Below are 22,968 nucleotides of genomic sequence, written 5' to 3'. Positions count from 1 at the left end.
CAATGATATAAAAAGACGACCGCGTTTCCCCACGCAGTCGTCCTTTTCCGTATTACGCTGTAACCCAAGCCTCGTCAGCTGGATTTTTACGCCACTCTTGTAATTTTTTCATTTCAGCTTGTCCGATCATACCTTTTTCTGCTGCAACTTCAGTTAATGCACTGTAATCACTTAAAGAATATGATGCTACGTTTGCTGCTTCTAGTTTCTCTTTTCCTGACTCAAGCTCGTACGTGAAGATTGATACGATTCCTAATACTTCACAGCCAGCTTCGCGAAGTGCTTCTACACATGTAATTGCACTACCGCCAGTTGAAATTAAGTCTTCTACTACTACTACTTTTTGACCTTTTTCAGCTTTTCCTTCGATTTGGTTCCCTTTGCCGTGACCTTTTGCCTTACTACGTACGTAGCACATCGGTAAATCCATACGATCGCTTACCCATGCAGCGTGCGCAATACCAGCAGTTGCTGTTCCTGCAATAACTTCTACAGTTGGGAAATGCTCTTTAATTAACTCTTCTAATCCAGCTGCAATCGCTTGGCGTACTTTTGGATAAGATAAAGTTAAACGATTATCACAATAAATTGGTGATTTCATACCAGAAGACCAAGTAAATGGATCATTCGGTTGTAAAAATACTGCTCCAATTTCTAATAAATGCGATGCGATTTCTTTTTTCATACTGTTACACCTTCCCACTGTTGTTTTACTGTTTTATACGCTTCAAGCGGATTTTCTGCTTTTGTAATACTACGTCCAACTACGATGTAGCTTGAACCAAGTTCCCTCGCACGTTTCGGTGTTGCTACGCGCACTTGGTCATTTACATCATCGCTTGCAAGACGAATCCCCGGTGTTACTGTTACAAATTCATTTCCGCATACTTCACGTAATTTTGGAACTTCAAGTGTTGAACAAACAACGCCATCAAGTCCACTTTCTTTCGTTAATTTAGCATAATGAGCAACCGCTTCTTCTAACGTTTTCTCAATGCCGATCTCTTTTTTCATCATAGCTTCCGAAGTGCTTGTTAGTTGTGTAACTGCAATACAAATCGGTCTCTCTTTTCCTTCTTGCTTACCTTCCTCTAATCCCTCAATCGCAGCTTTCATCATACTGCTTCCCCCAGCAGCATGAACATTTACCATATCAACATCTAGACTAGCTAGGCTACGCATAGCGCTTTTTACTGTATTCGGAATATCATGAAGTTTTAAATCTAGGAAGATCTTATGCCCTTTTTCTTTTAAGTACGTAATAATCGCAGGGCCTTCTTTGTAAAATAACTCCATACCAACTTTGACAAATAACTCTTCCCCTTCAAAGTGGTGTAAGAATTGTTCTACATCTTGTTTCCCTGGAAAATCTAGTGCAACAATTAACGACTGTGACATGTTTGCTTCCAGCTCCTTCCTTGACACTCCGAAATGTGATCAAATCCTAATTCATCTAGTAATGCTGGTAACTCTTCAATAATTGTCGGACATACGAACGGGTCTATGAAGTTCGCTGTTCCAACTGCAACCGCGCTTGCGCCAGCATAGAAGAATTCAATTACATCTTCCGCTGTTTCAATACCACCCATTCCGATAATCGGAATGTTAACCGCTTGACTTACTTCATGTACCATGCGAATTGCTACTGGCTTAATCGCTGGCCCTGATAGTCCGCCCGTACGGTTTGCTAAAATTGGTTTTGCAGTTTTTAAATCTAGACGCATACCAAGCAATGTATTAATCATCGTTAAACCGTCCGCACCTGCATTTTCAATTGCTTTTGCAATCTCCACAATGTTTGCCACGTTCGGTGACAATTTCACATATACCGGTACTTCAGAAACCTCTTTTACTCGCTTCGTTAAATCAGCAGCAATTTCAGGATTCGTACCAAAAGCGATACCACCCGTCTTTACGTTTGGACAAGAAATATTTAATTCTAGCGCATGAACATTAGGTGCCTTTGAAATTTCCTTCGCAACTGCTACATAATCCTCAGCTTGTGAGCCAGCAACATTTGCAATAATCGGAAGATCAAATTGCTCGAGAAAAGGCAATTCAGAATTCATTACCTTTTCTAATCCAGGATTTTGAAGCCCGATTGCATTTAGCATTCCGCCTGGTGTTTCAGCAACACGAGGCGTTGGGTTTCCATAACGAGGCTGTTCTGTTGTCGCTTTAATCATAATTGATCCAAGTACACTTAAATCATAGAACTGTGCATACTCACGACCAAATCCGAAGCAACCAGATGCTGGGATGATTGGATTTTTTAATGATAACCCTGGTAATTCAACTTGCAATCTGTTCATAGTACAACCTCCCCGATTGGAAATACTGGGCCGTCGCTACACACCTTCTTGTAAGAATGTCCACTCGGATCTGCTTGCAGATGGCATACACATGCAAAACATGCTCCAATGCCACAGCCCATACGCTCTTCTAATGAAATGTAGGCTTTTCTCTCTTTATAGCGTCCTTCTAATGCACGAAGCATCGCTAAAGGTCCACATGAGTATAGAATGTCAAAGTCAATTCCATAGCTATCAATTACATCTGTTACAAAGCCTTCTGTACCATGCGTACCATCAACTGTTGCAACATACGTATCACCAAGCTCTGCGAATTTCTCTTCATAGAAGACAACATCTTTCGTTTGGAAACCTAAGATGTGAATAACGCGTACTCCTTTTGCTACAAGACGCTGTGACAATTCATATAGTGGTGGTACACCAATTCCCCCTCCAACTAATAGAGCCGTTTGTCCAACTTCCGCTTCTTCTACAGGAAAACCCTGTCCAAGTGGTCCTAACACATCTACAAGTTCACCTTGTTTTCTTTTCGCTAATGTTTTTGTTCCTTGTCCTTCCGCACGATATAGCATTGTAAATTCGTTCTTATCTTGATCGACATTACAAATACTAATTGGGCGGCGCAGAAGGGGCGTGATGCCCTCTGCTACCTTAATGTGTACAAACTGCCCTGGGTCGTTCATTTGCTGCACAAGATCCCCTTGAAGCACTAATTCGTAAATGTTTTTTGCGATTTCTTTTTGGTTAACGACAATCATATTTTGCTTTTGCATCATGCATGTACCACCTCGTGACGCTTCGTTTGCGTAATTTCTTTCATTGAATGAGCTGAGAATGTCATAGATTCTAATACTCGTAAGATTGCTCTCGTTGTATCAAGTGATGTTAAGCAAGCCACACCATTTTCTACTGATTCACGGCGAATGCGGAAACCATCACGCGCTGGTTGTTTGCCTTTTGTTAATGTATTGATTACAAACTGTGCTTTTCCTTGACGGATAATATCTAGTAAGTTGTAGTCTTCAGAATCAATTTTGTTTACAACTTGTACTGGAATGTTTTGCTCTGCTAATGTTTGTGCTGTTCCAGCTGTTGCTAATAAGTTATAACCGATTTCGTGGAAACGTTTTGCAATTTCCATCGCCTCTTCTTTATCTTTATCCGCTACAGTGATGATTACTGATCCGTGCGTTGGGATGTTAATTCCAGAAGCAACTAACCCTTTGTATAAGGCTTTTTCAAGTGTTAAGTCTTTCCCCATTACTTCCCCTGTTGACTTCATTTCAGGTCCTAATGTTGTATCAACTGAGCGTAATTTCGCAAATGAGAATACCGGTGCTTTTACATACACTTCTTTCTCTTCTGGGTGATAGCCAGTTCCATAACCTTGTTCTACAAGATTTTGCCCTAAAATAACTTTCGTTGCGACATTCGCCATTGGTACGCCTGTAATTTTACTTAAGAATGGTACCGTACGGCTCGCACGTGGGTTTACTTCAATTACATACACTTCATCTTTGAATACTACAAACTGGATATTTAGTAATCCAACAATGTTTAATCCTTTTCCAAGTGCAATTGTATGTTCAATAATTTGTTCTTTCAGTTTTGCAGATAAGCTCTGTGGTGGATATACTCCGATTGAGTCACCAGAGTGAACTCCAGCGCGTTCAATATGTTCCATAATACCTGGAATGAACACATTCTCACCGTCTGAAATTGCATCTACTTCAATTTCTTTACCAACCATGTAACGATCGATTAATACTGGGTGATCTGCGTGAACTTTAACCGCATTTTTCATGTAGTGCAGCAGCTCTTCTTGACGATATACGATTTCCATCGCGCGTCCACCTAGTACGTAAGATGGTCTTACTAATACTGGGTAACCAATTTTGTCAGCGATTGCTACTGCTTGCTCTACAGTCGTTGCTGTTTTACCAACTGGTTGCGGGATACCAAGCTGTGTTAGAGCCGCTTCAAACTTATCACGATCTTCTGCACGGTCTAAGTCTTCAAGTGATGTTCCTAAAATTTTCACACCGTGTGCTTCTAATTTCGCCGCTAAGTTAATTGCCGTTTGTCCACCGAACTGAACGATAACACCTTCTGGTTTTTCTAAATCGATGATGTGCATTACATCTTCAATCGTTAATGGTTCAAAGTATAATTTGTCAGAAATACTGAAGTCTGTTGAAACTGTTTCTGGGTTGTTATTAACAATGATTGCCTCATATCCAGCTTCTTTAATTGCCCATACTGAGTGAACTGTTGCATAGTCAAACTCAACACCTTGACCGATACGGATTGGACCAGATCCTAGAACTACTACACTCTTACGATCTGTTCTAACCGATTCATTTTCGTCACCATATGTGCTGTAGTAGTATGGTGTTGCAGATTCAAACTCTGCCGCACAAGTATCTACCATTTTATAAACAGGAGTTATATTGCTTTCTTTACGCATATCGTAAATTTCACGCTCTGTTTTGTTCCAAGCTGCTGCAATGTAGTGATCGCTGAAGCCCATTTCTTTCGCAGTTTGTAGTACTTCCATATTTCCTACATTCGCTTTTACTTCGCGTTCCATGTTTACGATATTTTCAACTTTTTGTAAGAAGAAGAAGTCCATTTCACACCATTCGTTGATTTCTTCTTTCGTTACACCTTGACGAATCGCTTCTGCTACAACAAACAGTCGCTCATCATCAGCTTTTATAATGCGTTTTTTCATTGTTTCTTTATCAAGTTCTTTTAAATGCTCTAATTCTAAGTGATAAACGCCAAGTTCTAAAGAACGTACCGCTTTTAATAATGATTGCTCTAAGTTACGTCCGATTGACATAACTTCACCAGTTGCCTTCATTTGCGTACCAAGTGTTCTGTTTGCTGATTCAAACTTATCAAATGGCCAGCGTGGTATTTTTGAAACAACATAGTCTAATGCTGGCTCGAAGCAAGCGTATGTTTTTTGTGTTACTGGGTTTATAATTTCATCTAATGTTAAACCGACTGCAATTTTTGCCGCTAGCTTTGCAATTGGATATCCAGTTGCTTTAGATGCTAGTGCAGATGAACGACTTACACGTGGGTTTACTTCGATTACATAGTATTGGAAGCTATGTGGATCAAGTGCAAGCTGAACGTTACATCCGCCTTCAATTCCTAATGCACGAATAATTCGTAATGAAGTGTTTCGTAACATTTGATACTCACGGTCACTTAATGTTTGGCTCGGCGCTACAACGATAGAATCACCTGTATGAACCCCAACTGGATCGATATTTTCCATATTACATACTACAATCGCGTTATCATTCGAGTCACGCATTACTTCATATTCAATTTCCTTACAACCAGCAATGCTCTTTTCTAATAAACATTGTGTCACTGGACTATGTTTTAAACCACCTGATACAATTTCAATTAATTCTTCTTCATTACTACAGATTCCGCCACCTGTTCCACCCATTGTAAATGCTGGGCGAACAATAACTGGATAACCAATTTCTTTTACAAATTCATGTGCTTCTTCTAGCGTATGAATAATCGTACTAGATGGAATTGGTTCATTTAATTCCTGCATTAATGTACGGAATAAATCACGATCTTCCGCTTGCTCGATTGCTGATAATTTTGTTCCTAAAATTTCAACTCCGCACTCTTCAAGTATGCCTGATTTCGCAAGTTCGACAGCCATATTTAAACCTGTTTGACCACCTAATGTTGGCAGGATTGCATCTGGACGTTCTTTACGAATGATACGGCTTACGAATTCTAGTGTTAATGGTTCTATATATACTTTATCTGCTGTTGCAGTATCTGTCATAATTGTTGCTGGGTTAGAGTTAACAAGGATTACTTTGTAACCTTCTTCTCTAAGAGATTGACAAGCTTGTGTACCAGAGTAATCAAACTCTGCTGCTTGCCCAATTACAATTGGTCCTGATCCGATTACTAAAATTGTGTTAATGTCTAGGCGTTTTGGCATAACTCTTCCCCTTCTTTCTTGAAGTTTTCAATCATTTCTAAGAAATCTTCGAATAAATCATTTGCATCTTCTGGTCCTGCTGAAGCTTCTGGATGATATTGTACTGTAAATGCTGGGAACTTCGTATGACGAAGACCTTCTACTGTTCCATCATTTAAAGCAACATGTGTAATTTCAAGTTCTGTATTTTTAACTGATTCTTCTTCCACTGCGTAACCATGGTTTTGAGATGTAATTGCTACTTTTCCAGTTGCAAGATTTTTTACTGGATGATTTAAACCACGGTGACCGAATTTTAACTTACTTGTATTCGCACCAGATGCTAGTGCGAACAATTGATGTCCTAAGCAAATTCCGAATAAAGGAACTTTACCGATAATGTCTTTTAGCATTTCAATCGCTTCTGGCACATCTTTTGGATCTCCAGGTCCGTTACTTAACATAATTCCATCTGGGCTAAGGCGTAAAATTTCTTCTGCTGTTGTATTGTAAGGTACTACAATTACATCACAGTCACGTTTATTTAATTCTCGTAAAATACCATGTTTCATTCCGAAGTCTACAAGTACAACTCGGTGTCCACGACCTGGGCTTGGGTATGGATCTTTCGTTGATACACGTTTCACGTGATCTGTAAATACTGTCGCTTTTAATTGGCTCACGATGTATTCTACATCTGCATCCATGTTACAAAGGCGGCCGCGTAATGTACCGTATTGACGAATTTTTCTCGTTAATTTTCTCGTATCAATTCCCGCTAATCCTGGGATGTTTCTTTCTTTTAAGTAATCATTTAACGAAATTTCATTACGGAAGTTTGATGGGTGATCACAAATTTCATTTACGATTAAACCATTTACAGATGGATGAATCGATTCAAAATCGTCACGGTTAATGCCGTAGTTTCCGATTAATGGGTACGTAAACGTTACGATTTGACCGCAATATGATGGATCAGATAATGTTTCTTGATATCCAGTCATTCCTGTTGTGAATACAACCTCACCTGACTTTTCAATTTCTCCTCCGAAACCTTTTCCAATTAATACTGTTCCATCTTCTAAGATAAGTTGTCTTTTCATACTAATGCACTCTCCTTTTGCCATGCGATCTTACCACCAACGATTGTCATTACCGGCCATCCTTGGCATTTCCAACCTGCGAATGGTGTGTTTTTTCCTTTTGATAAGAATGTTGTTGGGTCAATCTCTTCTTCTTGTTCTAAATCAATGATTGTAATATCAGCTGTTCTACCTTCTTTTAGGCGACCTGCTTCTAAGCCGAATGTATCAGCTGGCTTTTCTGTTAAGAATTGAATTAACTGCTCTAGTGTGATAATTCCTTTTTTCACAAGGTTTGTGTATAGAAGCGGGAATGCTGTTTCAAAACCAGTAATTCCGAATGGTGCTCTTTCAATTCCTTGCGCTTTCTCTTCCGCTGTATGCGGTGCATGATCAGTTGCGATCATATCGATCGTTCCATCTAATAAACCCTCAATTAGTGCTGCATGATCTTCTTTTCCACGAAGCGGTGGATTCATTTTAAAGTTAGGATCAGCTGATGGGATATCATCCTCACATAACACTAAGTGATGCGGTGTTACTTCTGCTGTTACTTTAATTCCAGCGCGTTTCGCATCACGGATTACACGTACAGATCCTTTCGTACTTACGTGACATACGTGATAGTGACAATCTGCCGCTTCAGCAAGCAGTATATCCCTTGCAATATGTACAGATTCACATACTGATGGGATACCGTTTAGTCCGTGTTTCTCAGAAAACTTCCCTTCATGTACACAACCTTTATTAATAAGTGTATTTTCTTCGCAATGCGCAACTACTGCCATATTCAATTTCGCTGCACGCTTCATAGCAGCTAACATCATGCTCGCATCTTGTACGCCGACACCGTCATCAGTGAAAGCAAATGCTCCAAGCTCTTTTAACATTTCGAAATCTGTCATTTCAGAACCTGCTTGTCGTACTGTAATTGCTCCGTATGGTAGTACGTTGACATGCGCTTTTTCTTTTATACGTTTTTGCAGGTCTTCCATATGTTCTCTGCAATCTGGTACTGGGCGTGTATTTGGCATTGCGCAAATTGTAGTAAATCCACCTTTTGCTGCTGCTAATGTTCCCGTTTCAATTGTTTCTTTATGTTCACCACCTGGTTCACGAAGATGAACGTGTACATCTACTAATCCAGGTGCAATTAACTTTCCATTTACGTCGATTACTTCAGCATTATCTGCCGTAATATTTTCTGCTACTTTCGCAATTTTACCGTCTTGTACGAGAAGATCTGTTGCTACGATGTTTCCTTCTTCATTCATATAACGACCATTTTTAAACAAATAATTCATGTTTCATTCCTCCTAATACATTTGGTAAGGCGCGTTTTAGTACAGCCATTCTTACGTAAACTCCATTTTCCATTTGTTTGAATATGCGCGAACGCTCACACTCGACAAGTTCACTTGCAATTTCAACATCACGGTTTACAGGAGCTGGATGCATAATAATGCTTCCTTCTTTCATACGTTTTTCTCTTTCAACTGTTAATCCATGTTGCTTGTGATACTCTTTCATGATGTCTGTTTCATAATGATCATGACGCTCGTGTTGTACACGTAGTAACATCATCACATCCACTTCTGGAACAAGTTCATCTAATGGTTTGTATGTTCCAAATGTGTTGTCTTCATCTTTCCACTCTTCTGGACTTGCAAAGTAAATTGTTGCACCCAGTTTCGTTAATGCTTCTGCATTAGAACGTGCTACTCGGCTATGACGAACATCTCCTACTATTGCAATCTTCAAACCTTCAAATCTTCCAAACTCTTGTTTAATTGTAAGAAGGTCGAGTAGGCACTGCGTTGGGTGGTTTCCACATCCATCTCCAGCGTTTAAGATTGGGATATTCACCTGATCTTTTAGCTCATCGAAGTAGCGATCTTGCTCATGGCGGATGACCACCGCTTTTGTTCCGATTGATTCTAGTGTTCTTATCGTATCGTATAAAGTTTCTCCTTTTTGTACGCTAGATGCATCAGCTGAAAAGTTTAAAACATCAAGTCCTAATCTCTTCTCAGCAACTTCAAAGCTAAATCTCGTTCTCGTACTATTCTCAAAGAACAAGTTTGCAACAAAAGTTTGCTCTGTCGTTTTGCTCTCTTTCCCATTCGCAAAATCTTCTGCGTCTTTTAGGATTTCTGAAATTTCTACTTCCGATAATTCACTCATCGTTAACAAATGGCTCATCGTCATCCCTCATCTTTCTGATTTTTATGTTACCACTTTTGCATTTTTATAACAACTATTGCATAAAAATACCCTAGTCGTGTGAGACCAGGGTGCAAGGAAGAAGCCACCCTTTCCGGTCTCACAGGACTGAATTAAAAGGTTATTATTATGAAGCAATCTGCTTAGATTGTTTTATTTGTTTCGTTTCCGGCAGTAGTAGATTTAACAGTACGCCTACAATTGCTGCTAGTGCCATTCCTTCTACTTGGAACGATTCTCCTACGTGAAGTACTGCTCCACCAATACCGATTACTAGTATTACTGATGCAATCATTAAGTTTCGTTTGTCGCTTAAGTCTGTTTTATCATCTACCATCATACGTAAACCGCTTGATGCGATTACACCGAATAGTAAGATTGATACACCACCCATAACCGGTGTTGGAATCGAATGAATCAGTGCTGAAATCTTCCCGATAAATCCAAACATGATTGCGAATACTGCTGAACCGATGAATAAGTATACACTGTATGCTCTCGTAATTGCTAGCACACCGATGTTTTCACCGTACGTTGTATTCGGTGGTCCACCTATTAGTGATGCGATTAATGTTGCTATCCCATCACCGAATATCGAACGGTGTAAGCCTGGTTTTTCAATTAAATCTCTTTTAATAACATTTCCAAGTACAATTTGATGTCCGATATGTTCTGAAATTGTTACTAGTGCAACTGGTACCATTAAAAGTACAATCTTCCACGAGAACTCCGGAGTGTATGTTACAAACGGTACAGTGAAATCTGGTACAACAAACCATTTTGCCTCAGCTACCGGCTTTAAGTCTACTAGCCCTTGGAAGTAAGCGAATATATACCCGCCGATGATTCCAAGTAGAACTGGTATGATACTGAAAAATCCTCTTCCGAATATGGAGCAAATGATTGTAATTGCTAATGTTACTAATGCTACTAAAAAGTGTGTAATGCTATACTTACCATCCGCACCGTTCATCGCCATGTTCACCGCTGTATGTGCTAAAGCTAAACCGATTACCATTACAACTGGTCCAACTACGATTGGCGGAAGTAATTTCATTATCCACTCTGACCCCGATTTCTTAATTCCGAGTGAGATTAAGATGTACACAAGTCCCGCAAGCATTCCACCAAGCATCGCTGCTCCAGGTCCACCTGCTGTTTTTGCTGTAATAATTGGTGCAATAAAGGCGAATGATGATCCTAAATATGCTGGTACTTGACCTTTCGTTATAAGAAGAAACGCTAGCGTTCCTAATCCACTTGATATTAAAGCTACTGATGGATTCAGTCCTGTTAAAAACGGAACAAGCACTGTTGATCCAAACATCGCGAACAAATGTTGTATACTTAATAATAACCATTTTCCCGGTTTCGGTACTTCATGAATGTCTAACACTGGCTTTTGTTCCATTGTTACATCCTCCTTCAGTTATAATCTTTGCAATAAAAAAACTCTTTGTGCCTGTGCACAAAGAGTCCTATACTTTCGTATGCCAAATTTGACATATGAAAGCCAAGACCCTTTGGCAGCCTCACAGGACTACATTTAAAAGGGCTTTACTTATCGTATATGCTTACTCGATCTTGTTGATCTGTCTCTTGCAAATCAACTTCGATACGCTCTTCACTAGATGTTGGAATGTTCTTTCCTACATAATCAGCGCGAATTGGTAATTCACGATGACCTCTATCAACAAGAACAGCCAATTGGATTTGTGATGGTCTACCTAAATCCATAAGAGCATCCATTGCTGCTCGAACTGTTCTTCCTGTATATAACACATCATCCACAAGGATAACTTTTTTCTTCGTAATATCTACAGGAATATCAGAACCTTTTACAAGTGGTTCTTTATGTTTCGATTGTAGTGTTAAATCATCACGATATAACGTAATATCTAACTCTCCTACTTCCATCTCTTTTCCTTCAATTTGACCAATTCGTTCTGCCAAACGTTGTGCAATAAAAATTCCACGTGTTTTTATTCCGACAAGAACACAATTATCGACACCTTTATTTCGTTCCACGATTTCATGACTAATTCGTGTTAAAGCGCGGCGAATCATTTGGTCATCTAAAACGACAGCTTTCTCTTGCATGCTCTACACCTCCAAGCTTTTTTTCTTGCGTGAGAGTAATGGTATAAAAAAAGTCCTCTCAGCGTGTGCGAGAGGACTTTTGAAAAAAGGGTACAACATACCCTAAGTATTTCAAACCGTTACCTTCTCAACCTCACGGGGCTGTGTTAAAGGATCATTATTTAACTGTTGTCAGTATCTCAGTTTTCTTATGATTTGTCAATACTATTTCCGTAAAATATTTAGCGCTTCTTCAAACACTTCTGGAATCGGTGCCTCAAACTCAATATATTCACCAGTACGAGGGTGATCGAAACCTAAAATCCCTGCATGAAGTGCTTGTCCATTCATATCTAATGTTTTCTTCGGACCATACTTTGGATCCCCTGCAAGTGGATAACCAATATATTTCATATGAACACGAATTTGGTGTGTACGTCCCGTTTCTAAGCGACATTCTACAAGTGTGAAATCTTTAAATCGCTCTAACACTTGGAAATGCGTAACTGCATTCTTACCATTTTCATCAACAGTCATACTTTGACGTTCTTTTTTATCACGACCAATTGGAGCATCAATTGTTCCTTTATCATGTGGAATTACACCATGTACAATCGCTTTATAGCGTCTTGTTACCGTTTTTGCTACAAGTTGATTTACAAGTGATTCGTGCGCCATATCATTTTTAGCAACCATTAATAATCCAGATGTATCCTTATCAATACGGTGTACTATACCAGGACGCATTACACCGTTAATACCTGATAGGTCTGTACAATGATGCATAAGTCCGTTTACAAGCGTACCCTTCGTATGCCCTGGTGCTGGATGTACTACCATTCCACGCGGCTTATTTACAACTAGTACATCGGCATCTTCATAATAAACTTCTAAATTCATATCTTCCGGTTGAATATCTAACTCTTCTGGATCGGGAATTGTTACTGTAATTTCATCATTTTCTTTTACTTTGTAATTCACTTTAACTGATTTCCCATTTACTGTCACAACAGCATCTTTAATCCATTGCTGTACTTGTGAACGTGACCATTCACTGTTTATTTCTGCAACGAATTTATCAATTCGCTCGCTTTTTTGTTCTTCTGCAACTGTTACTTGTACTACTTCACTCATTCAATTACTCCTTCGTTTTCTTTCCTTCTAATACTGTTTGAATAATAATTAATACAACTCCAATACATAATGCTGAGTCAGCTATATTGAATACTGGATAGTTGTACGAGAAAATATACACGTGAATGAAATCCACTACTTCTTGTCTAAATACACGATCAATAAAATTGCCAATTGCTCCGCCTAAAATTAGACCTAATGAAATACCTAGAAGCTTGTCCGTTTTCGCATATTTTTTCATATAAAATACGATAAATACTACGAAAATGACTGTAATAATGTAGAAAAACCACATTTTATTTTCTAAAATACCCCAGGCAGCTCCTCTATTTCGATGTGATGTTATGTATAATACATTATCGATAATCGGAATGCTCGTACCCAATTCCATGTTCTTTACAATTAGCCATTTCGATATTTGATCGATGGCAATGACAAATAACGCTATTACATAATATATCATTTTCATTTCCCCCACAAAGACAGTGTACCTCAAAATTTTAGCATAGCTGCTACCTTTTCACAATGAACCTTTGTGGAAGAATAAAATAAATTAAAAAAAGGTAACATAATATCGTTGTGCGTATTCATACATTTACCTTTTCATAGAAAAATTCATGAATAGTACGAGCAGTCGGCATTGTTTTCATTTGTTTTGTTGGAATCGCTCTTCCAGTTTCTTCACAAATACCGTACATATCTATTTCCATTTTAAACAATGCACGTTCTACATCTTTTAAATCCTCTTTTATATCATGTAATAGCAATTTTTTCTTTGTCTCTTCCTTTATTTCGTATCCAAGTTCTTGCCCAAATTCCATATAGTATGTGTGCATTACTTCTTTAGCCAGTCTATCTTGCAACTCTTTTCTCATCAATTGCAATTCTTCTTTTATTTCCATATAAATTTCATTCACGTGTACATTCCTCCCAGCTGCAATGTACAATTAGTGTGTCCGAAATTTCCATGCTTACCTCACACACATTTTTCCTTCATAGGAAAGAGAGTGAAAGTTATTTCGATATATCATCAACAAAAAACTGACTGCTATTATGAGCAGTCAGTTTTTTCATTATTTTACATAGTTTTCTTTAACAACTGTTGCACAACGCTCACATAATGTTTCATGTTCCGCATCTTTACCAATTGTTTCTGAAACAACCCAACAACGTTCACATGTGTCACCCGTTGCCTGAGCTACAACAACCGCTGTATGCTCATACTTAGGCGCTTCTTTTGGTGCTTCTTCCATCATACCACCAAGTTTATACTCAGAAACGATAAATAGTTGCTTTAAGTCTTCACTAATAGACTCTAACATAGCTTTCATTTCTGCAGTCGGATATAGTGTAATACTTGCATTTAATGACTTACCAATTACTTTTTCATTACGAGCGACTTCTAAAGCTTTTAATACGTCATCACGTAACGTCATAAATGCATCCCATTTTGTTTTTAACGCTTCAGCACCATCTACTTCTACAACTTCTGGCATATTAGTTAACTGGACGCTTTCTTCTTCTGCACCAGGGACATAAGGCCATACTTCATCAGCTGTATGAGGTAAGATTGGTGTTACAAGTTTTGTTAATGCAACAAGAACATCATATAATACTGTTTGAATTGCGCGGCGATCGTGATGATTTGCACCTTCAATGTATAAAATGTCTTTCGCAAAGTCTAAATAGAATGAGCTTAAATCAATTGTACAGAAGTTATGGATTGCGTGATATACTGCCGCAAAGTCATATGCTTCATATGCTTCTTTTACTTTTGTAATTAAGTCATTTAATTTTACTAACATGTAACGGTCCACTTCACGAAGCTCAGCTGCCGCCACTGTATTTTCACTTGGATTAAAGTCATCTAAGTTTCCTAATAAGAAACGGAATGTATTACGGATTTTACGATATACTTCTGCTACTTGTTTTAAAATATCATCTGAAATACGTACATCAGATTGATAGTCAACAGAAGAAACCCATAAGCGTAAAATATCTCCGCCTAATTGATCCATAATTTTCTTCGGTACGACGATGTTTCCAATCGACTTACTCATTTTACGTCCGTCACCATCTAGTACGAAACCGTGGCTTAGAACACCTTTATACGGTGCTTTACCTGTTACAGCAACTGCTGTTGATAATGAAGAGTTAAACCAACCACGATATTGGTCAGATCCTTCTAAATATAAATCTGCTGGACGTTGTAAATCATCACGCTCTTCTAATACCGCTTGGTGAGAAGAACCTGAATCAAACCATACATCCATAATGTCTGTTTCTTTACGGAATTCACCATTTGGGCTACCTGGATGTGTAAATCCTTCTGGTAATAGATCTTTCGCTTCACGCTCGAACCATACGTTAGAACCGTGTTCACGGAATAAATCTGCTACATTGCTAATTGTTTCATCTGTAATAATTGGATCACCATTCTCTGCATAGAATACAGGAATTGGTACACCCCATGCACGTTGACGAGAAATACACCAATCACCACGGTCACGAACCATATTATGAAGACGAGTCTCACCCCATGCTGGCACCCATTTCGTTTCTTCAACAGCTTGTAATAATTCTTTACGGAATGCTTCAATAGATGCAAACCACTGTGCTGTTGCACGGAAAATGATTGGTTTTTTCGTTCTCCAATCATGTGGGTATGAATGCGTAATAAATGTTAATTTTAGTAACGCACCTACTTCTTCTAACTTTTCCGTAATTGGTTTATTAGCTTTATCATAGAATAGTCCTTCAAATCCAGGTGCTTCATTTGTTAATACACCTTTATCATCAACTGGACAAAGAACTTCTAAACCATATTTCTTACCAACAAGGAAATCGTCTTCCCCGTGTCCAGGTGCTGTATGTACACAACCTGTACCAGCATCTGTTGTAACGTGCTCCCCTAGCATAACTAATGAGTCACGATCGTAGAATGGATGTTTTGCAACTGTATACTCCAGTTCGCTACCTTTTACCGTTTTCACAACTTCAGTATTTTCCCATTCTAACGTTTTTGCAACTGTCTCAAATAGTTCAGAAGCAATAATATATTTCTCATCATTTACTTTCACAATAGCATATTCAAGTTCTGGATGAACAGAAATACCTAAGTTAGCAGGTAACGTCCAAGGTGTTGTTGTCCAAATAATGAACTTCTCATCACCTTCTAATACGTTCTTTCCGTCTTTTACAGGGAATGCCACGTAAATAGATGCTGATTTTTTATCTTGGTATTCAATTTCAGCTTCTGCTAAAGCTGATTCACTCGTTGGAGACCAGTAAACTGGTTTCTGTCCTTTATAGATATAACCTTTTTTCGCCATGTCACCAAACACTTTAATTTGTTGTGCTTCATAAGCTGGCTCTAAAGTAATATATGGATTATCCCAATCTGCACGTACACCTAAACGCTTAAACTGTTCACGTTGACGTTCTACTTGCTCATATGCATACTCTGCGCATAACTTACGGAACTCAGCAACCGTCATTTCTTTACGTTTTACACCTTTATTAGTTAAAGCTTGTTCAATCGGTAAACCGTGTGTATCCCAACCTGGTACATATGGTGCACAGTATCCAGTCATTGATTTATAGCGAACAATAAAGTCCTTTAATACTTTATTTAATGCATGTCCCATATGAATGTCACCATTCGCATATGGAGGTCCATCATGTAGTACAAATAAAGGACGACCTTTCGTGTGTTCTTGTACCTTTTCATAAATATTCATTTCAGCCCACTGTTCTTGCATTGCAGGCTCACGTTTCGGTAAATTCCCACGCATTGGGAACTCTGTTTTTGGCATTAGTAATGTATTTTTGTACTCCATGCTCAATTCCTCCTTACATGTATAAAAGAAACACTTAAAAAACGGAATAAAAAAGAGACCTTCTCATCCCAAAAAGGGACGAGAAAGTCTCCCGCGGTACCACCCTAGTAGATCCTATACGTATGTATACAATCCTCTTTATATTCTTAACGCGAATATACGCCTACGCTTACTCTATTTGTTCAGCGCGGAACTCCAGGGTGATATTCCCATTATCTCCTTATCCTGAGCTTACACCATCCTCAGTTCGCTATATAAGGTATGAAAAAGGTACTTATCCCTATCTTCGTTTTTCTTAATAAATATGTTGTTTAAAATTATATGTAATAATGAGAAAAACGTCAAGCTTACACTGTTTCTTCTTTTTTCAACAGCTCGTCCACTTCGTCTTCTAACTCAATTAGTTTATCCCAATCATCGTTGTTTAACATTTCAAGTTGTGTTTCTAATAACATACGGAAACGAGTTCGGAATACTTTCGCTTGTTTCTTCAACTCTTCAATATCAAAAGCAACTTTTCTTGATTTCACTAATGCTTCGTTAATGATACGATCTGCATTTTTTTCTGCTTCACGTACAATTAATTTTGCTTCTTTTTGTGCATTACGCTTCACTTCTTCAGCAGCTTCTTGTGCGACAATGATAGATTTGTTCAGCGTATCTTCAATATTAGAAAAATGATCTAACTTTCCTTCTAATTGTGCAACCTTTTCTTCTAAAGCTTTTTTCTCACGAATGACTAATTCATAATCTTTGATGATTTGATCAAGAAACTCATTTACTTGATCTTCATCGTAGCCACGAAATCCGCGACCAAATTCTTTGTTATGAATATCTAATGGTGTTAACGGCACAACGCCACCTCCAAGTAGTTATCTAAATTTCCTCTTTCAATTATATCTTTTCTTCGACAAAATAAGAGAATTTCCTTCTAAAAAACCAATCATTTTAGTATACCATACAAAACTCTCCATTTGTCGCGCTTCGTTTTACCTTCTACAGAAAATAATTTACTTCGTCCATACCCTCTAACCGAGAAAACATCCCCAGGAAAACATTCATATGAAGTTTGCTCTATTGTTTTCCAATTGACTTTTACTAGGCCATTTTTTATGAGAGGTTGTATTTTCTGCCTAGATATATGTAGCATTTCAGCTAATAAAACATCTAGACGCAGTGACGAAACAGTCCCAGATTTTTCTCCCCATTTTTCACTTACCTGCAATATTTGCTCTACTTGTATAGGGGAGAGTGTGACTTTCATTTTCCCTATTGATTGTAAGTTCATTTCAATATACGATACAACTTCTTTGGCAACTGCAATTTGGGCACGATCTTCTTGAAGCAAAATATCACCACATTTTTCCCTTGTTAAACCAAGCGACATGAATGCACCTAATATTTGCCTATGTTCTAGCGTAAAAAACTTGGAAGGATAGTCAATTTCTAATACTTCTACTTGAAATTCCTCTTCATTTAATTCTAGATAGTCTGGATAAATTAGTGCTCTTTTTCGTTCGGATTCAGGCATCGCACCATCAAACTGTACAGCTACATCTCCTTGTCCTATTACCATAGAAACAATTTGTTGCTGTCTTGGATCAAGAAAATCTGTTAACTTGACTTGATGGTACTCAGCAGCCTGCTTCCACTCTAATACTTTATCCACAAAGACCTCTTCATCAGGTCTAAAATGCTCGTAAATGCTCATGTATTTAACCTCACACTATAAAAAATAGTTGAATAAACTCACTAAACCACCTCTAGCAAGTTTCAAGGCAATAATAGCAACAAGTGGAGAAATATCAATCATACCAAATGGTGGAATAAACCTCCTAAACGGCTCTAAATACGGTTCACAAATACGCGCAAGAAAATCTCCAAAAGCTGATTCCTTCGCGCCAGGAAACCATGATAGGAGAATGTAAATAATTAGTGCCCACGAGTAAATCTCGATAGCAGTAACTAACACTGTTAAAATTGTTGTCATGGCGTATTACCACCTCTTTATATTGGTCTCTTCTTCTTCACCGAATAACTCTGAAATCGCACCAACGATATCAACATTTTCAGGTGTACACATAAATGTTTTCGGGCCTATTTTTTGAATATCCCCGCCTATAGCGTATACAGTACCACTTAAAAAGTCAACGATACGTACAGCTTGATCTGTAGACATTCTTTGCAAATTAATTACAACAGCTCGTCTACCTTTTAAGTGATCCGAAATGCCTTGCGCTTCCGAATATGTGCGTGGTTCTAGTAAAACAACTTTTGAAGATTGCTTCGCTGTTTCAATACTCACTACATTTTGCTTCGGTTGCACTTTCGCAAACGAAACATCTTGTTGTTCCGGGGGATCTTGTTGCTTTTTCATGTCTGTTTGCTCCTTTTCATAACTATATTGAGCTGCTTCTTTTTCTTCCGGTGTGTCAAAAAAGAAGTATTTTACTTTTGACCAACTCATAATAACTTTCTCCTTCCTCTTACGCTTTTCCTACTAAAACCGTTCCCAAACGAATATATGTAGCGCCTTCCTCAATTGCAATCGTGTAATCATTTGACATTCCCATTGATAATTCTTTACATGGTGCATGTAATAATTCTAGCTCCTGCACCTCTGTTTGTAGCATACGCAATTCCTTAAAGCAGCGACGAATCTCTTCCTCTTCTCCTGTAAACGGAGCCATTGTCATTAATCCTACCACTTCAACCTTATCTAATTCTTGCAAACTTTGAATAAAAGAAATTGTTTCTTCTATCGCCAATCCTTGCTTTGATTCTTCAGATGACGTTTTCACTTGAATAAAGCATTTAACTTTCTTATCAGCACGTTTTTGAATTTCTTTTGCAAGCGAGAGACGATCTAATGAATGTAAATAATCAATCTCATTAATGATTTCTTTTACTTTTCTCGTTTGCAATGATCCAATAAAATGCCAATTCACTTTTGAACCGAAATGCTCATATTTTTGCAAGAAACCTTCATTTCTATTTTCACCTAAATCAATAATTCCAGCTTCAATTACTTCATTTGTTTTTTCAATTCCTACAGTTTTTGTAACTGCAACGAGCTTAATATCTTTCATCGAACGTCCAGCTCGTGCACAAGATTCTTTAAGTGCTTCGTTTACATCTGCTAAATTCCCTTGCACTGTCACTTGCTTCACTCCTCCTTAAAACCTATGAAACTCAACATTCTCCCCGTCTTACCTTGATCACGACGATGAGAGAAAAATAATTGTTCTTCACAGCTTGTACAAAGAGATGACATTACAATATGTTCTTCTTTTATACCTGCTTGTACACATAATATACGATTAACTTCTTTTAAATTAATTGCATACTGACCATCAGAAATTATTTTATGAGGAACAGATCCGTTTACTACTTGCTGTGCTGCTGTTAATACACGATCATCAACAACATAACAACACGATCCGATTGCAGGACCAATTGCGACATAAATTTCATCACTTGAAACACCTTCTGCATTCCACTTTTGAATCATTTCTTTCGCAATCTCTGTTACAGTCCCTTTCCATCCAGCATGCGCAAGTCCTATCATATCATGTGATGGTGCATAAAAATAGAGCGGAACACAATCAGCGTAACAAGATGTTAAGAGAACATCTTTGTTAGTCGTATAAATGCCATCCGTTTTTGGAATACCATCTTCATATGAATAAACGCCTTTTCCTTTTTCTTGCAGTCCTACTTTCTCAACATGATGGTCATGAACTTGTTCAGAGCAAATCCATTTTTCTAATGGTTTTTGTAACTTATTCGCTAAAATGCGTCTGTTTTCATGAACATTCTCCACGATATCATTCACATGTAATCCTAAATTCATCGCATGAAAGGAGCCTGTACTTACTCCACCATCTTTTGTCGTAAATCCAACAGTAATGTTTCCAAGTTCTTTCCACGCTTGTAAATACAGTATACCGTCCACATATTTAAATGGTTCTCTCATAAAGCGGCTCCTTTTAATTAAAATAACGTAAAAAAGCATGGTACTTCCTGTCTATTTTACCATACTTTTATTTTTTCATAATGACAACTGAAAAAAAAGAGGAATTTGTAATATTCTTTATGAAATTGTCGGTGTTTGTATTGATTCTGTTACAGAATTAATATTATCTACTCTGACAAGTATGACATCTTCCCCAATTTTCATAATTTGCTCCCAAGGAATCACAAATTCTACTTCCTTTCCAAAGAGTCCTAGCATACGTGTCTGCTTGGAAATAATAACTGCCCTAATCTTCCCTGTGTCTATATCAAAATCAATATCTCCAATATTCCCAAGCCTTTTTCCATCTGAAATATTTACAACATCCTTCATTTGAAACTCCGAAATTCGTATCATATTCATCCTCTCCCTTATATCATGAATCGTAATTACGCTCTCAAATAAAGTGAAACCTTAATCAGTGGGATTTTCCCCATCCCTACTGATTATTAATCCATGCTAATCGGATTTTTACGGGCAGTCCCGCTTCCATCTAACTTTTTACTTCAGCCGAATTTTGAAGCGAATAAACAGTATATAACCGCTACTAATAGAACATCCATTTTATTTTCATTATATGACCCTACCCACTCTACTATGAGCGCAAAATATTATATATAAAAAAGGCCTCACCATAACTGGTGAGGACCTTATCCTTGAATCGTCTTATTCATTTGCTTAATAGCAGACTTCTCCAAACGTGATACTTGTGCTTGAGAAATCCCAATTTCTTCGGCAACTTCCATCTGTGTCTTTCCTTGGAAGAACCGTTTTCGAATAATCATTTTCTCACGATCATTTAAACGCTTCATCCCTTCTTTCAACGCTAGTTCTTCAACCCACTGCTCGTCCTTTTGTTTTTCATCGCTTAACTGATCCATAACAAAGATAGGATCTCCTCCATCATTATAAATCGGTTCAAATAATGAAACTGGGTCTTGAATAGCATCTAACGCAAAAACAATTTCTTCATGTGTCACTTCAAGAACTTTGGCAATATCCATTGCTGTTGGTTCTTTTGAATTTTCAGCAATCAATTTTTCTCTTACTTGCAACGCTTTATACGCAATATCTCGTAATGAGCGAGATACGCGAATTGGATTGTTATCACGCAAATATCTGCGTATTTCCCCAATAATCATCGGCACAGCATACGTTGAAAATTTTACATTTTGGCCTAAATCAAAGTTATCAATGGATTTCATAAGTCCAATGCAACCAACTTGAAATAAATCATCAACATATTCTCCTCTGTTATTAAATCTTTGGATGACGCTCAGTACAAGACGTAAGTTTCCATTCACTAATTTCTCTCTGGCGCTTATCTCTCCACTTTGCATTTCACGAAATAATTTACGCATCTCTTCATTTTTTAGTACTGGAAGTTTAGCTGTATCAACACCGCAAATTTCTACTTTGTTTCTCGTCAAAGTGTTCCCTCCTATCGGGAGTTGCTGTACAGTGTAAAGTATTTCCTTTGAAGGGGATTTTATGCATACGGTTTTCCCATCGTTTTTCACAAACATCATATTTCCTAATGCACAAAAAGAGAATAAGACCAGTCTAGATACCGACTGGTCTTATTCTTCACACCATTTTATTAAATTCTTTTCGTAATCTTTTTATAATTCTTTTTTCCAAACGAGAAATATAAGACTGTGAAATTCCAAGCATATCAGCCACATCTTTTTGTGTCTTCTCTTCGCCACCAGCGAGTCCAAACCGAAGCTCCATAATTTGTTTCTCACGATCGTTTAATTGATGCAATGCTTTCATTAAAAGATGACGATCTACAGTAGCTTCTAAATCTTTTGTAATAATGTCATCATCTGTACCTAAAACATCTGATAATAACAGTTCATTTCCGTCCCAATCAATGTTAAGCGGTTCATCAAAAGAAACTTCCGAACGATTTTTATTATTTCGACGCAAATGCATTAAAATTTCATTTTCTATACAACGAGATGCATATGTTGCTAATTTAATTTTCTTTTCTGGATTAAATGTGTTCACTGCCTTAATAAGACCAATTGTTCCTATACTAATCAAATCCTCAATATTGATCCCTGTATTTTCAAATTTTCTTGCTATATATACAACAAGCCGTAGGTTACGTTCAATAAGCATCGACCTCGCAGCTTGATCTCCATTTGGTAATTTATTTAAAAGAACTGCCTCTTCTTCTTTCGTTAACGGCGGTGGCAACGCTTCACTTCCGCCAATATAATAAATTTCATCGGTCTTAATTCCTAATTTCAGCAATACTTTATACCAAAGGTATACCAAATAAAATTTAAATTTCACCATATTATCC

General features: G+C 37.8%; 23 protein-coding genes and 1 other annotated feature. All 23 genes read right to left on the bottom strand.

Translation table 11 applies throughout. The annotated features are described in order from the left end of the window. Positions 1-52: 52 nt before the first annotated feature. Positions 53-685, bottom strand: coding sequence for an orotate phosphoribosyltransferase (pyrE, locus tag QCI75_RS07945; RefSeq protein WP_144503873.1), 633 nt, complete (start codon positions 683-685; stop codon positions 53-55). Further along, positions 682-1,398: an orotidine-5'-phosphate decarboxylase gene (gene pyrF / locus QCI75_RS07940; protein ID WP_000083488.1), complete on the bottom strand. Its 717-nt coding sequence runs from the start codon at positions 1,396-1,398 to the stop codon at positions 682-684. Before pyrF ends, pyrE begins: the two co-directional genes overlap by 4 nt. After that, on the bottom strand, positions 1,383-2,312 hold the full coding sequence (gene pyrD / locus QCI75_RS07935) for a dihydroorotate oxidase B catalytic subunit (protein ID WP_001081053.1): 930 nt from the start codon (positions 2,310-2,312) through the stop codon (positions 1,383-1,385). The genes pyrF and pyrD overlap by 16 nt, the downstream gene beginning before the upstream one ends. Then, positions 2,309-3,088 (bottom strand): dihydroorotate oxidase B electron transfer subunit, encoded by a 780-nt coding sequence (pyrK, locus tag QCI75_RS07930; RefSeq protein ID WP_353760198.1) that lies wholly within the window; start codon positions 3,086-3,088, stop codon positions 2,309-2,311. Before pyrK ends, pyrD begins: the two co-directional genes overlap by 4 nt. After that, complete coding sequence (gene carB, locus QCI75_RS07925) at positions 3,085-6,303, bottom strand: carbamoyl-phosphate synthase large subunit (protein WP_353760197.1); 3,219 nt, start codon at positions 6,301-6,303, stop codon at positions 3,085-3,087. Before carB ends, pyrK begins: the two co-directional genes overlap by 4 nt. Next, entirely contained in the window at positions 6,288-7,385 is a 1,098-nt protein-coding gene (locus tag QCI75_RS07920; RefSeq protein WP_128853665.1) for a carbamoyl phosphate synthase small subunit, read from the bottom strand. Before QCI75_RS07920 ends, carB begins: the two co-directional genes overlap by 16 nt. Then, positions 7,382-8,668 (bottom strand): dihydroorotase, encoded by a 1,287-nt coding sequence (gene pyrC, locus QCI75_RS07915; RefSeq protein WP_144503879.1) that lies wholly within the window; start codon positions 8,666-8,668, stop codon positions 7,382-7,384. Before pyrC ends, QCI75_RS07920 begins: the two co-directional genes overlap by 4 nt. Beyond that, the gene (gene pyrB, locus QCI75_RS07910; RefSeq protein WP_144503881.1) at positions 8,652-9,566 is read right to left on the bottom strand and encodes an aspartate carbamoyltransferase; all 915 of its coding nucleotides are present in this window, start codon (positions 9,564-9,566) and stop codon (positions 8,652-8,654) included. The genes pyrC and pyrB overlap by 17 nt, the downstream gene beginning before the upstream one ends. Positions 9,567-9,714: 148 nt before the next feature. Then, entirely contained in the window at positions 9,715-10,998 is a 1,284-nt protein-coding gene (gene uraA, locus QCI75_RS07905) for a uracil permease (protein ID WP_353760196.1), read from the bottom strand. A gap of 146 nt (positions 10,999-11,144) precedes the next feature. Then, positions 11,145-11,687: a bifunctional pyrimidine operon transcriptional regulator/uracil phosphoribosyltransferase gene (gene pyrR, locus QCI75_RS07900; RefSeq protein ID WP_001156489.1), complete on the bottom strand. Its 543-nt coding sequence runs from the start codon at positions 11,685-11,687 to the stop codon at positions 11,145-11,147. Positions 11,688-11,891: 204 nt separating this feature from the next. Next, entirely contained in the window at positions 11,892-12,800 is a 909-nt protein-coding gene (locus QCI75_RS07895; protein ID WP_098777368.1) for an RluA family pseudouridine synthase, read from the bottom strand. Between the two features lie 4 nt (positions 12,801-12,804). Continuing rightward, the gene (gene lspA / locus QCI75_RS07890) at positions 12,805-13,263 is read right to left on the bottom strand and encodes a lipoprotein signal peptidase LspA (protein WP_002111421.1); all 459 of its coding nucleotides are present in this window, start codon (positions 13,261-13,263) and stop codon (positions 12,805-12,807) included. A gap of 124 nt (positions 13,264-13,387) precedes the next feature. After that, positions 13,388-13,717, bottom strand: a complete 330-nt coding sequence (locus tag QCI75_RS07885) for a TraR/DksA C4-type zinc finger protein (protein WP_002111422.1) — start codon at positions 13,715-13,717, stop codon at positions 13,388-13,390. A gap of 156 nt (positions 13,718-13,873) precedes the next feature. After that, entirely contained in the window at positions 13,874-16,639 is a 2,766-nt protein-coding gene (gene ileS2, locus QCI75_RS07880) for an isoleucine--tRNA ligase (protein ID WP_353760195.1), read from the bottom strand. Between the two features lie 71 nt (positions 16,640-16,710). Beyond that, positions 16,711-16,935, bottom strand: a binding site (T-box leader). A gap of 51 nt (positions 16,936-16,986) precedes the next feature. Beyond that, complete coding sequence (gene divIVA, locus QCI75_RS07875) at positions 16,987-17,493, bottom strand: septum site-determining protein DivIVA (protein ID WP_001131609.1); 507 nt, start codon at positions 17,491-17,493, stop codon at positions 16,987-16,989. A gap of 89 nt (positions 17,494-17,582) precedes the next feature. Then, positions 17,583-18,350: a YlmH family RNA-binding protein gene (locus QCI75_RS07870; protein WP_144503889.1), complete on the bottom strand. Its 768-nt coding sequence runs from the start codon at positions 18,348-18,350 to the stop codon at positions 17,583-17,585. A 15-nt stretch (positions 18,351-18,365) separates the two neighbouring features. Next, positions 18,366-18,629 carry a YggT family protein gene (locus QCI75_RS07865; RefSeq protein ID WP_002121879.1) on the bottom strand — a complete coding sequence of 88 codons (264 nt, stop codon included), beginning with the start codon at positions 18,627-18,629 and terminating at the stop codon, positions 18,366-18,368. A 6-nt stretch (positions 18,630-18,635) separates the two neighbouring features. Then, positions 18,636-19,106: a cell division protein SepF gene (locus QCI75_RS07860; protein ID WP_098777371.1), complete on the bottom strand. Its 471-nt coding sequence runs from the start codon at positions 19,104-19,106 to the stop codon at positions 18,636-18,638. A 19-nt stretch (positions 19,107-19,125) separates the two neighbouring features. Then, positions 19,126-19,800, bottom strand: a complete 675-nt coding sequence (locus QCI75_RS07855) for a YggS family pyridoxal phosphate-dependent enzyme (protein ID WP_144503961.1) — start codon at positions 19,798-19,800, stop codon at positions 19,126-19,128. Positions 19,801-19,805: 5 nt separating this feature from the next. Continuing rightward, positions 19,806-20,615, bottom strand: a complete 810-nt coding sequence (gene pgeF / locus QCI75_RS07850; protein ID WP_098777373.1) for a peptidoglycan editing factor PgeF — start codon at positions 20,613-20,615, stop codon at positions 19,806-19,808. A gap of 117 nt (positions 20,616-20,732) precedes the next feature. Beyond that, positions 20,733-21,011, bottom strand: coding sequence for a YlmC/YmxH family sporulation protein (locus QCI75_RS07845; RefSeq protein ID WP_070144631.1), 279 nt, complete (start codon positions 21,009-21,011; stop codon positions 20,733-20,735). 293 nt (positions 21,012-21,304) lie between these two features. Continuing rightward, positions 21,305-22,084, bottom strand: coding sequence for an RNA polymerase sporulation sigma factor SigG (gene sigG / locus QCI75_RS07840; protein WP_000197755.1), 780 nt, complete (start codon positions 22,082-22,084; stop codon positions 21,305-21,307). A 157-nt stretch (positions 22,085-22,241) separates the two neighbouring features. Continuing rightward, positions 22,242-22,961, bottom strand: coding sequence for an RNA polymerase sporulation sigma factor SigE (gene sigE / locus QCI75_RS07835; RefSeq protein ID WP_002128857.1), 720 nt, complete (start codon positions 22,959-22,961; stop codon positions 22,242-22,244). Between the last annotated feature and the right edge of the window lie 7 nt (positions 22,962-22,968).

The sequence above is a fragment of the Bacillus cereus group sp. RP43 genome (assembly GCF_040459645.1).
GTDB lineage: Bacteria > Bacillota > Bacilli > Bacillales > Bacillaceae_G > Bacillus_A > Bacillus_A mycoides_C.
The sequence above is the reverse complement of the archived record's forward strand: the minus strand, read 5'-3'. Positions and strand labels throughout refer to the sequence as shown.